The sequence below is a fragment of the Campylobacter sp. P0085 genome (assembly GCF_002139495.1).
Lineage (GTDB): Bacteria > Campylobacterota > Campylobacteria > Campylobacterales > Campylobacteraceae > Campylobacter > Campylobacter devanensis.
Window position 1 is genome coordinate 316,988 of the sequence record NZ_MJKB01000002.1, and the last position, 12,635, is coordinate 329,622.

General features: G+C 35.4%; 12 protein-coding genes. 6 read left to right on the plus strand and 6 right to left on the minus strand.

Annotation, left to right across the window (positions count from 1 at the left end; genetic code table 11):
* Positions 1-149 precede the first annotated feature (149 nt).
* The gene (locus CIGNP85_RS03505) at positions 150-620 is read left to right on the plus strand and encodes a hypothetical protein (RefSeq protein WP_086245644.1); all 471 of its coding nucleotides are present in this window, start codon (positions 150-152) and stop codon (positions 618-620) included.
* A 26-nt stretch (positions 621-646) separates the two neighbouring features.
* On the opposite strand, the gene CIGNP85_RS03510 is transcribed toward CIGNP85_RS03505, so the two are convergent.
* The 5 genes from CIGNP85_RS03510 to CIGNP85_RS03530 are packed head-to-tail and all read right to left on the minus strand — an operon-like array spanning position 647 to position 5,918.
* The gene (locus CIGNP85_RS03510; RefSeq protein ID WP_086287010.1) at positions 647-2,308 is read right to left on the minus strand and encodes a lytic transglycosylase domain-containing protein; all 1,662 of its coding nucleotides are present in this window, start codon (positions 2,306-2,308) and stop codon (positions 647-649) included.
* Entirely contained in the window at positions 2,286-2,585 is a 300-nt protein-coding gene (locus CIGNP85_RS03515; RefSeq protein ID WP_086224214.1) for a YggT family protein, read from the minus strand. The genes CIGNP85_RS03510 and CIGNP85_RS03515 overlap by 23 nt, the downstream gene beginning before the upstream one ends.
* Positions 2,582-3,871, minus strand: a complete 1,290-nt coding sequence (gltX, locus tag CIGNP85_RS03520; protein WP_086235221.1) for a glutamate--tRNA ligase — start codon at positions 3,869-3,871, stop codon at positions 2,582-2,584. The genes CIGNP85_RS03515 and gltX overlap by 4 nt, the downstream gene beginning before the upstream one ends.
* Before the next feature lie 3 nt (positions 3,872-3,874).
* Positions 3,875-4,552 (minus strand): 7-cyano-7-deazaguanine synthase QueC, encoded by a 678-nt coding sequence (gene queC / locus CIGNP85_RS03525; protein ID WP_086241187.1) that lies wholly within the window; start codon positions 4,550-4,552, stop codon positions 3,875-3,877.
* Positions 4,545-5,918 (minus strand): phosphomannomutase/phosphoglucomutase, encoded by a 1,374-nt coding sequence (locus CIGNP85_RS03530; protein WP_086287012.1) that lies wholly within the window; start codon positions 5,916-5,918, stop codon positions 4,545-4,547. The genes queC and CIGNP85_RS03530 overlap by 8 nt, the downstream gene beginning before the upstream one ends.
* 126 nt (positions 5,919-6,044) lie before the next feature.
* Between CIGNP85_RS03530 and thiF the strand changes: the two genes are divergently transcribed.
* The 5 genes from thiF (at position 6,045) to CIGNP85_RS03555 (ending at position 12,064) form a co-directional block, all read left to right on the plus strand.
* The gene (thiF, locus tag CIGNP85_RS03535) at positions 6,045-6,848 is read left to right on the plus strand and encodes a sulfur carrier protein ThiS adenylyltransferase ThiF (RefSeq protein ID WP_086232965.1); all 804 of its coding nucleotides are present in this window, start codon (positions 6,045-6,047) and stop codon (positions 6,846-6,848) included.
* Positions 6,841-7,602 (plus strand): thiazole synthase, encoded by a 762-nt coding sequence (locus CIGNP85_RS03540; RefSeq protein WP_086287015.1) that lies wholly within the window; start codon positions 6,841-6,843, stop codon positions 7,600-7,602. Before thiF ends, CIGNP85_RS03540 begins: the two co-directional genes overlap by 8 nt.
* Positions 7,603-8,775, plus strand: coding sequence for a 2-iminoacetate synthase ThiH (gene thiH / locus CIGNP85_RS03545; RefSeq protein WP_086227188.1), 1,173 nt, complete (start codon positions 7,603-7,605; stop codon positions 8,773-8,775).
* 314 nt (positions 8,776-9,089) lie between these two features.
* Positions 9,090-10,667 carry a flagellin B gene (locus CIGNP85_RS03550; RefSeq protein WP_086287017.1) on the plus strand — a complete coding sequence of 526 codons (1,578 nt, stop codon included), beginning with the start codon at positions 9,090-9,092 and terminating at the stop codon, positions 10,665-10,667.
* Between the two features lie 224 nt (positions 10,668-10,891).
* On the plus strand, positions 10,892-12,064 hold the full coding sequence (locus CIGNP85_RS03555) for a UDP-N-acetylglucosamine 4,6-dehydratase (protein WP_086269663.1): 1,173 nt from the start codon (positions 10,892-10,894) through the stop codon (positions 12,062-12,064).
* Between the two features lie 281 nt (positions 12,065-12,345).
* Here the strand turns inward: CIGNP85_RS03555 and CIGNP85_RS03560 are convergent.
* The coding region (locus CIGNP85_RS03560; RefSeq protein ID WP_272888182.1) for a flagellin at positions 12,346-12,635 on the minus strand (290 nt) is incomplete at its 5' end.

The following is a 12,635-nucleotide window of genomic DNA, read 5'->3' on the forward strand; positions in this document are numbered from 1 at the left end:
TATTAAATATATCTAAATTCAACTTAAATTACTATTGATTTTTAAAAGTAAATTATTAGATAAATTCAAAATATATTTTAATTAAATAAATACAATACAATTTAAAGATTAAACATATAAATGGTATAATTTAGCAAAAAAGGAAAAAAATGTTAAAAAATCTCACCTTTCTTATCATTTCATTAATGTTGGCTGGTTGCTGGGGAAAAAGCTCACTTCACTCAGATGCTAATCTTAAAAACGAATTATTAGCCTATACGCAAAAACACAACTCTGCTGAAATATTACTAGTTGCTACCTACCTAAATCCAATATATCAAGGAGAATTTACTACTGATATGCAAGATTTTGATACCTTTATAGTATCAATCTATCCACAAAATTTAACTCCAAAATCTGTAACTATAAATTCACTTGATGCTACACTAACTAAACTAGAAAAAGATGATAAACTCTCTACTTTAGTTTCGATGACCATACCTTGGAGTAATTATTATAAAGCCACTATTCCAACTCAACAATCAAATATCCTAAGCGTAAATATCACTCTAGATAACAACACTACAGCTACGCTAAATTTCCAAAAAGTCGCCCGCTCACTCTACTGGCATACTAGATAAATTTACAAATTTAAACAAAGGCAAGCCTAAAAGCTTACCTTTGGCCTAAATCCATCGCTTAACTCAGGGATTAAAACATTGTCAAAAAAGTGCGATATTTTAGTACTTTTACCAAGAGCAGCAAGATATATTATATAATTAGCTAAAACCTTTTTACCATAAATCCTACTCTCAGCATACGGTACTAAATCCATAGACAAAAATGGCTCATATCTGCTATACTCGCTTTTACGATTAAATAGATCCCCACGCAGTAGCATTCGCTTAGTAAAGCCGATTCCACCATTATAAGCGTATGCTATAAATAGCGGATTATATAGATAATTTTCTAAATAATCTAAGTGGAAATTTGCAAATTTATAGGCAATTTCTGGCTTAAACATATCATCAATATCAAATTTATTCATTTCAAGTTTAGCAGCTATATCTTTAGCCAAAAACGGCATAAATTGCATCATCCCAAGAGCGTATGAAGTAGATATCGCACTAGGTACAAATCTACTCTCTTGTCTAGCAAGGGCTAAAATCAGTGCTTGCCGCCTGATATCTTTTGTACCAATGTATTCCATAAATGGCATCGGATAGAAGTGAATTTTATGATTATGCGCTCTTTCCATTATATAACTATACTCTCCAAGGGTGCTTTGAGTATAAAATCTAGAAGCATATGAGATTAGCTCAGAGCTTGGCATTTTAGCTACTTTCTCTCTTGTGCGTTGCCATGTAAATGGGTCGGTATAATCATATTTTAATAACTCTTTTGTAGCTGGCCTTGGTACTGCTATTTTAATCTTTTCACCACTAGTAAATTCCCTAGCGTAAAGGCTATAGATATTGATATCAGCACTTTTAGCAATCTGTTCTAAAATATTCTCATCTTTAGTAATTAGATATATCCAAAAATTAGCATTATCTTTATTGCTAGCAAATTTGGATTTTGTAGCAGCTACTTTAAAAAACTCCACTGCCCTACTCTCATTATGCAATAAAATCGCATTTAACCCAAATATAAATGCCATATCGCTATTGAGTAGCTCAGCACTAACTCCTAATAAACTACTACGAAATTTGGCATTTTTTTTATTAATTACGGAGTCTTGAACAATTGATTTGAATTGCCAATGATTTAGGCTATTTGTGATTAATTTTACACTTGGAATGTAGGTATTTAAAAACTCTTCTTTATTTTTAGCGGCTGCGTAGTGTCTAAAATATCCAACCGGATCACCAACTGCTATATAATAAGCTAGTGGGTCTGTTGTATTAAATCCTTGAATATAATTTACAAATTTAGAACCACTAGTTTTTAAGCGTGTTACTAAATCTGCCCTTTGGCTAGGCATTAAAGAGTTTATAAATCTAGCGCTTATAACCATATTTTGACATGTCCAATTAGCAGTATGAATATTGTTAAAATTATATTTAGAACAATCAGCTACTTTCTCTTTTATAGAGCCAATTTTTTTATCAAAAAGCGCTTTAATGCTACCTTGATAGCGAAAAATCTGCCCTTGTAATTTCTTTAGTTGAGCCTTGCTAGCTTTTTTTTCATTAGCAAATCTATATATATAATAATCCTTGACTAGTCCTTTTGGTGCTGTTTTTAAATTCTCATAGCTTGGCACACTAGCCCAAAGCGGTATAACCAAAAAAGTTAAAAATAGACTAAATTTGATAAGCCAACGCACGGATATATCCTAATACAAATCTACTTATAAACTCCAAAGCAAGAAGTATTATAATAGGCGCTATATCAATGCCACCAAAAACTGTTGGAATTCTAAGCTTTCTTATGAGATTATACGCTGGGGCGCTAAGGCGATAAAGCAACTGGACAATAGGATTAAATGGATCTGGTCTTACCCAGCTCACAAGCGCTGCAGCTATGATTATAAATGTATAAGCTCTTATTACTATTTCTAAAATATCAACCACTGATATTATAAAATGGGATAAAATCGTCATTTGGCTACAATCTCCTTAATATCAGATCTTATCAATGGATATAGATCTTTAAGCTCTGGGCCATGCTCAGCACCCGTTAAAAGCAATCTAAGTGGCATAAATAGCGATTTACCTTTTAAATTTGTCTCATCAGATATCACAATTTTAAGCTCATCAAAGCTATGTGGAATTTGCATATTTAAGATAACTTTTCTTATCTCATCTGCTTCTTTTTGCCATTGTGGCGGGATGATTTTGGCTGAGTTAATAGCGTCAATTTTGGCTATTATTTCAGGAATTAAGCTACTTTCTTGAGTATAGAATCTAGCTAAATCTGGTGAGCTAAACCCAAGCTCAACTAGCCTATCATCACTAGCGAGTTTGATATGCTCTCTATTGATTTGAGCGAGCTTTTCTTCGCTAAATTTAGCTGGCGAGCGTGAAATATTGCTTATATCAAACCAACTAGCAGCCTCTTGAATAGTAAAGATTTCACACGGCGTTTTATTGCCTATTAATATCAGATAATTTGCTATCGCCTCAGGCATATAACCCTTATCCAAAAGATAGCTAACAGAAGAGCTATTATCCCTTTTGCTCATCTTTTTACCATCCATATTTAGGATTATAGGCAAGTGAGCGTAGCTTATCTCTTGAGTATATCCTAGGGCTTCTCTAATCAAATTTTGCTTTGGAGTATTGCTTACATGATCTTCTCCCCTAATTATCATAGTTACACCCTCAAGCATATCATCAATCGCACAAGCGAAGTTATAAGTAGGAGTTTTATCAGCTCTTAATAACACAAAGCTATCGATATTTTCAGGCTCAAACACTATCTCACCTTTGATTTTGTCTGTAAATTTTTGTGTTGTTTTAGGTGCTTTTAGCCTCAAAGCCGCTGGGCGTGGATTGTTTAAAATCTCTTCATCGCTTAAGTTTTCACAACTCCCATCATATCTATATGCTACGCCATTTCTAGCGGCTTCTTCTCTCTTTTTTTCTAGTGTCTCATCATCACAAAAACACAAAAAAGCCTTCTTATCTATTAAAAGCTTAGCCCCAAACTCTTGATGAAATTTAAGATTTTGGCTTTGATAATAAAGGGTATCCCATTTAATCCCAAATTTCTTTAAAATCTCCATTATCTCTTTATCTTTGCCCTCTATATTTCTCTCTTTATCAGTATCTTCTATACGAAGTATAAAGCCACTTTTATCTTGAAGTGAAGATATATAATTTAATATAGCAACTCTCAAATTCCCAATATGCATATCACCTGTTGGCGATGGCGCAAAACGATACATATCTTAATCCTTAAATTTAATTTTTTTATACTCTATAGGGTCGATTTTGCCACTATCTCTAAACCCTTTTAGTCTTAATAGACAGCTATCGCACTCCCCACAAGCAGCGTCCCCGCTCTCATAGCAACTCCAAGTATTAGCTAGATTCACACCAAGCTCATAGGCCTTAGAGACTATTTGCGATTTTGATAATCCAATTAAAGGTGCTTTAAAGACAAACTCACATCCAGTACCCAAATTCACCGCTCTATTCATCGCTTTTAAAAATTCAAGCCGACAATCTGGATAGCCACTACTATCAGCCTCTACTAACCCCATATATATAGCCTCGCAATTTCGCACCTGAGCCACACTCGCACCAATAGAGATAAAAATCCCATTTCTAAAGGCAACATAGGTATTTGGTAGCTCCTTATCATTTAGTGAGTTTTTTGGAATTTCAATGCTTTTATCAGTGAGAGAATTACCACCAACACTAGCTATAAAATCAGCATTAATCACGATTCTATCAATAACCCCTAAATCATCGCAAATTTTATCAAAGCACTCACGCTCTTTTAGCATTGTTCTTTGATGGTAATCAAAATGTAACCCCACAATCTCATAGCCCTCACTCTTAGCGATACTAGCTGCTACTGCGCTATCCATACCGCCACTTATAATACACAAAGCCCTACGCATTGATATTAGCCATAATTTTATCTACCAAAGCTATAACGCCATTTTGAATTTCTAGCATATTTTGCTCTGAATTTGCTTCAAATCTAGTTACTATCACAGGAGTTGTATTAGACGCTCTTACTAGTCCCCAGCCATTTTCAAATTTAATTCTCACCCCATCAATATCGATAATATCAACTATCTTTGGTAGCCCATTATTAGCTCTATTTAACTCAATTTTTAAAGCCTCTATAATCTTAAATTTACTCTCATCATCGGCTTTTATCTTCATCTCATCGGTTGAATATAGCTTAGGTAATTTATCTAACTCCCCATCCAAATCAAACCCATTTGCTATTAGCTCAAGCACCCTTATCATCGCATATACCCCATCATCAAAACCAAAAAATCTCTCTTTGAAAAATATATGCCCACTCACTTCAGCCGCCATATCGATATTTAACTCTTTCATAGCTTTTTTGATATTGCTATGACCGGTTTTACCCATGAAGCTTTTACCGATTTTATCTATCTCATCATACATATTTTGACTACATTTGACCTCGCCTAAAACTCTAGGATTTTTCATATTTTTAGCATACAAATAGGCTAAATCATCCCCTTTTATCGTGCGTTTTGGTGTTAAAACCGCTATCCTATCAGCATCTCCATCAAATCCAAACCCAATATCATAGCCATTTTTCAAAGCCTCTTTTAGCTCTTTTATATTCTTCTCTTCGCTAGGATCTGGATGGTGATTTGGAAACTCTCCATCAGGCTCTGGGTATAGCACATTAAACTCCAGCCCAAGCGCCTTAGCTATAGGCATTAGAGTTATACCCGCTACACCATTTCCCGCATCGCAAATAATCTTTGTCTTTAGCCCTTTGAGATGCGAAAATTCCTTAGCATAAAAATCCACATATGAGCTTAAAATATCAAATTTAATAGCACTAAAATTATCTTCAACCACTCCACCACTAGCTATAAATTTATTAACGGCATCTTTTAAAGCTTGTAAATCATCACCAAAATAGCTATCTTTTTTAATCGTAATCTTAAATCCATTATACTCCTTTGGATTATGGCTACCAGTTATCATCACATTAGCATCAAATTTATCCGTAAAAACGCTAAAATACCCAACCGGCGTAGGCAACATCCCAATATCATAAATCTCAAGCCCAGCCGCATTAAATCCGCTCACTAAATACCCAAATAAATCCCTAGCCGAAACCCTAGCATCATATCCTACGCTTACACTCTTTACTCCACGGCTTTTCATCACATTGCCAAGGCATATTCCTATTGCTTTGACGCTTTGCTCATTTAAATCTTTTTGGTAAATTCCTCTTATATCATACTCTCTAAATATAGAATCAAACATATTTTAGCCTTAAATCAATAATAAGGCGAGAATTCTAGCCAAATTTTTATAATCATTAGTTTAAATTTTATAAATTTTAATAGGCATTTAATAGCTATTTTGTCTTTTTTGGCTATAATCACACCTATGAAACAGATAATAGTAAATTCAATCACAAAAAATGTAAATTCCAACACACTTTGCCAGTTGCGAGCTGAGCTTGGCTTTGATGATAGTGTGATTACCATATATAAAGGCTTTGCTACTAATGATGATTTAGAGCTAAGCGATGGTGATAGCGTAGTTTTTATAAACAAAGGCGAGCTTCCGCCAAAAGAGTGCTTAAAAGAGATGATGAGAGCTAGAAATAGCCCTGAAGTAAATATCGCTCTTGATAGTGCTAAAGTCGGTATAGCTGGGCTTGGCGGCCTTGGTAGTAGCGTGGCTATAGCCTTAGCTAGAGTTGGGGTAAGCTCTTTAAAATTAGTCGATTTCGATACCGTAGATCCATCAAATTTAAATCGCCAACAATACTTCATAGATGACCTTGGCAAATACAAAACCCAAGCCCTAGCAGATATAATCGCCAAAATTAATCCATTTGTAAGCGTAGAGATAGAGACCATAAAACTAGATGAAAACAATATAAATTTAGTATTTCAAAACTACGATATAGTGGCCGAATGCTTTGATAATCCCAAAGCCAAAGCTATGCTTATAAACAATCTCAAAAACAAAATTATAGTCGCCGCAAGCGGTATGGCAGGATATGGTAGAAGCGATGATATCAAAACAATCCAAATGGCCAAAAACCTCTATATCTGCGGAGATTTAAAAAGTGCTGCTAGCATAGGAAATGGCCTTATGGCTCCAAGAGTCGGTATCTGTGCTATGAAACAAGCAAATCAAATTTTAGATATTTTAATAAAGCGAGTAAAAGATAATGGATAAACTAAATTTAGGCGGAAGACTATTTGATTCTAGATTTATTATGGGAAGTGGCAAATTTGACCCCGAGCTAATCACCGCTTGTATAGAAGAAGCAAACGCTCAAATCATCACCCTAGCAATCCGCAGAGTAAATAAAGATAGCGATATAAGCATAACCAAATTTATCCCCCAAAATATCGCCCTACTACCAAACACAAGTGGCGCTAGAGACGCTAGTGAAGCCCTTAGAATCGCCCGTTTAGGTAGAGAGCTTGGCTGTGGCGATATGATAAAAATAGAAGTAATTAGAGATAGCAAATTCCTACTACCTGATAACTATCAAACATTAAAAGCCGTTGAGCTTTTAGCTAGTGATGGCTTTATCCCACTTGCTTATATGATGCCAGATCTAGTCGCTGCTAGAGATATGGCAAACGCCGGCGCAGCAGCCATCATGCCCTTAGCCGCACCAATCGGATCAAATAAAGGCCTAAGCAATAAAGATATAATCCAAATTTTAATAGATGAAATAGACCTACCAATCATCGTAGACGCCGGTATCGGTCGCCCTAGCCAAGCATGTGAGGCTATGGAGATGGGTTGCGCTGCTGTGATGGTAAATACCGCTATTGCCACAGCTGGTGATATAAAAGCCATGGCAAGAGCCTTTAAAAACGCCGTTATAGCCGGTAGAGACGCCTATCTAGCTAAATTTGGTAGAGTTATAAATACCGCTCAAGCTAGCTCGCCACTAACTGGATTTTTAGGACAATAGATGAAATTCATACAAAAAACAGATCCAATGGATTATCTACCATCGCAAGAGCAGATCAAAAGCGATATAATGCTAAGGGTTTTAAATGAACGCCAAAATGTGGATTTTGATAAATTCAGTGCCTTTGATGTCCAAAAAGCCTTAGATAAAGATAATCTAAATTTAACAGACCTACAAGCCCTTTTAAGCCCAGTAGCTGCTAATTTCCTTGAAGAGATGGTAGCCAAAGCCAAAGCCACCAAAGAGCGATATTTCGGTAAAAATATCTATCTTTTTACCCCGCAATACATAGCAAATCACTGCGATAATAACTGCGTTTATTGCGGATTTAAAGTGGGTAATGATATCAAAAGAGCGCAATTAGACGAAAATGATATCATCAAAGAACTAGAAAATATCGCTAAAACCGGATTAAAAGAGATACTCATCCTAACAGGCGAATCCCAAACCAAAACACCGCTAAATTATATCGCAAACGCTTGTAGATTAGCTAAAAAATATTTTGATATAGTTGGTGTTGAAATTTATCCATTAAATAGCGATGAATACGCTATTTTACACGATAACGGCGTGGATTTTGTAACCGTTTTTCAAGAGACTTATAACCCTATAAAATATGGCAAAATTCATCTATACGGCAACAAAAGAGTCTTTCCATATAGATTTAACGCTCAAGAAAGAGCATTAATAGGCGGTATGCGTGGCGTGGCATTTGCGGCACTTCTTGGGATCGATGACTGGCGCAAAGATGCTATGGCAACCGCTCTTCACGCATCCTTAATCCAAGCCAAATACCCTCACGCAGAAATTTCCATCTCCGTCCCACGCCTAAGACCAATTATCAATAATAACAAGATAAACCCACGAGATGTAACCGAACGCGCCTTATTGCAAGTGATCGCTGCTTATAGGCTGTTTTTACCATACGCCAATATAACGCTTAGTAGCCGTGAGAGTGCGTATTTTAGGGATCATGCCATAGCTCTTGGCGTTACTAAAGTCTCAGCCGGAGTAAGCGTAGCTATCGGCGAACACGGCGGCAAAGATGATGAAAGCAAGGGTGATGGGCAATTTGAAATAAGTGATAATAGAGATGTTAATCAAATGAAAATCGCCATCAAAAATGCCGGCTTAACACCAGTTATGAGTGATTATATATACACAGGAGAATAAGATGAATAACGACCTAGTTTTAGGTGGTAGTCAATGCCCTTTTAACACAATGACAGCTAAAATTAAAGCAATTTTTAGAAAAATATTTAAACAAGGCTAAATATTTTAGCTTAAACTTTTAACCAATCATTACTAGCTAACCTACTAGCTAGTAATATTTTAAATAACATCAAGATTGATTTAAATTCTAATAATCTATTAAAATTTATTACAACTTATAAAATATCGTTTATTATAAACTTCTACCAAAACTTTGGAACACCATTTGCTTAGGGCTTTTATAACTTAATAATATTTCTATAAAAGGATTTATAATGGGTTTTAGAATAAATACAAACGTAGCAGCCTTAAATGCGCATGCTAACTCTGTAGTAAATGATAGAGCACTTACTGGCTCTCTTGGTCGCCTTAGCTCAGGCCTTAGAATTCAAACAGCAGCTGATGATGCTTCTGGTATGGCGATAGCTGATAGTCTTCGCTCTCAAGCTAACTCCCTAGGTCAAGCCGTTGCTAACGCTAATGATGCTGTAGGTATCATCCAAACTGCAGATAAAGCTATGGATGAACAGATTAAAATACTTGATACTATTAAAACCAAAGCTATCCAAGCAGCTCAAGATGGTCAAAATGCTGATTCTAGAAGAGCACTTCAAAATGATATTAGCAGACTTCTTGAAGAGCTAGATATGATAGCTACTACTACAAGCTTTAATGGCCAACAGCTATTAAATGGTAACTTCTCTAATAAAAACTTTCAAATAGGTGCTTATAGTAATGAAACAGCTAAAGTAAGCATAGGTGCTACAAACTCAAACACAATTGGGCATACTAGGTTTGAGACTACAAATAATGCAAGATATTCATCATTTAGTACAATTTCCAATGTGAGTGCTAGTGTAAAACTAAGCGGAATTGATGGATATCCTAATGGCTATGAATTTGAAAAACTTGATTATAAGATTTTTAGAACTGAAGGCTATAAAGCAATAGCTGAGATGATGAATGGTGTAAGTGATAAAACTGGCGTAAGAGCAAAAGTTAATAATACTCAAATCTTTAGCAATACCATATCAGCTGGTTCTATTAAAGGCTTAATTATTAATGGTATAACTATTGGAAATATCACTACAAAAACAAATGATAGCGATAATGTTTTAATTGGAGCAATCAACGCTAAAAAAGATGAAACCGGAGTAGAGGCTAGTTTGCAAAATGGAAAACTAGTTTTAGCTAGTAAAGATGGTAGGGCTATTAGATTAAATATTTTATCTGGTGCAAGCTTTATGGGCGGATATACTGCTGGTACAAGCGCTCTTTATTCTACATCTGGTGGTGCGTTATTATTGGGCCAAATAACATTTATCCGCCAAGATGCTAGAGATATTAAAATTGGCTTGCAAGGCGGTCTATCTGCTATTAGCGGTATGTCTGCAGCTCCTATTAGTGAGGCAGTATCTGCTTCGGCTACATATAATGCTGCTAGCGTAAATTTAAAATATATGAACTCAGGAACAATTAGTGCAGCTATTGCTAAAGCAATGGGGTATTTTGATGGCGGAGCCTCTAATGCTGGTCAGTTGACAGACCAAAATGGCGGTGTAAATACTTATGGTGGTGCTCAGGCTATGGTTGATGTAGCTGAATCAGCTAGAAAAAGTCTAGATAGAATCAGAGCTGACCTAGGTTCAGTACAAAACCAATTAATAGCTACGCTAAATAACATCACAGTTACTCAAGTAAATGTAAAATCAGCTGAAAGCCAAATTCGTGATGTAGACTTTGCTAGTGAGAGTGCAAACTTCTCTAAATATAACATTCTAGCCCAAAGTGGAAGCTACGCTATGAGTCAGGCAAATGCTGTACAGCAAAATGTCTTAAAACTACTACAATAAGTTAGTTTTAGTAATATACATTTCATTGCTATGCAATGATAAAAGCCTCTTAACTCTACTCACGGTGTGCGGTCGTTCGTAGAGTGATTTAATCAACTCGCACTTTTAAAACTCATTAAACTTTACAAGTCCTTTTTACCTCTGGGAAACCAGAGGTAAAAGAGTATTAAATTTACTAAATTCAGCTATAAGTTGGTAAAATATAATCAAAAAAAGAGTATAAAATGATTGATGTTTTAAATCTTATAGGTAGGAGTGAGTCGCTATTTGATAGTGATATGGCTAGACTTAAAGATGAATTAAATGAGCGTATTTCTAGTTCTAAATTTTTAGTAGTTGGTGGCGCTGGTAGTATCGGCTCAGCGGTAGTAAAAGAGATATTTGCTAGAGAGCCAATGCGTCTTGATGTAGTTGATATTAGTGAAAATAACTTAGTAGAGTTAGTGCGTGATATTAGAAGTAGTTATGGCTATATACAAGGTGAGTTTGCTACCTATGCTATAGATGCTGGATCGCAGATATTTGCTGATTTTATGGATTCTAAAGAGTATGATTATGTGCTAAATTTAAGTGCACTCAAACACGTACGAAGTGAAAAGGATCCATATACATTAATGCGACTAATTCAAACAAATATATTCAATAGTGATGAATTGATGAAACGCTCAAAAAGATATTTCACTGTTAGTAGCGATAAAGCAGCCAATCCTGCTAATATGATGGGGGCTAGTAAACGAATTATGGAGATGTTTGCATTTTACAGATCAAATTTAACACCAGTAAGTATGGCTAGATTTGCAAATGTCGCTTTTAGCGATGGAAGCTTATTACACGGATTTGAACAACGAATCAAAAAGCTCCAGCCAATTGTAGCACCAAATGATGTTCGTAGATATTTTATAACACCTAAGGAATCTGGCGAATTATGTTTATTAAGTGCGATATTTGGAGAAAATAGAGAGATTTTCTTTCCAAAGCTAGATGAGAAGCTAAATTTGATAAAATTCAGTGATATAGCGGTGCGTTATCTACATTCTAAAGGCTATGAGCCATATATATGTAAAAATGAAGATGAGGCTAGAGCAAAGGCTGCTCAACTAGCGCAAAATGGACAATGGGCGTGCCTATTTGGTAGTAGCGATACAACTGGCGAGAAAGATTATGAGGAGTTCTACACAGATAATGAGCAGTTAGATATGGAGCGGTTTGCTAGTATTGGCGTGATAGAGAATGAGCCGGTGATAAATGGGGCAGGTCTAAATATATTTGAGGCAAATATAAAATCAATGATAGCAGATGGAAAATTTGATAAAGATGCGATAATGGCGGAATTTATGCAAGTTTTACCCGAGTTTAATCACATAGAAAAAGGGAGATATCTAGATGCAAAAATGTAAATATAGCAAACTACTATGCGAAGAGATAGTAAGATTTATCAAAAATGAATACAATAGTAAAAAATTCTTCTACACTCTCCAAGGCTTCTAGGTAGAGATGGAGTATCTATGGCAGTGTATTGATACTGGATATGTATCGAGCATAGGTGAATTAGAATGGTCTGTAAGATTGATGAGATAGCACAAAGCTGATAGGATTTAAATATCCCTAGTAGTGTGATTAATTAAATTTATATAAAAGATTACTACGCCTTGTGTTTAGGCGTAGTACTAAAACTAACTTATTGTAGTAGTTTTAAGACATTTTGCTGTACAGCATTTGCCTGACTCATAGCATAGCTTCCGCTTTGGGCTAGAATGTTATATTTAGAGAAGTTTGCACTCTCACTAGCAAAGTCTACATCTCTTATTTGAGATTCAGCTGATTTTACATTTACTTGAGTAACTGTAATGTTATTTAGCGTAGCTATTAATTGATTTTGTACTGAACCTAGGTCAGCTCTTAATTTATCTAGAGTTTTTCTAGCTGCTTCAGCTACATCAACCATAGCTTGAGCACCACCATAAGTAT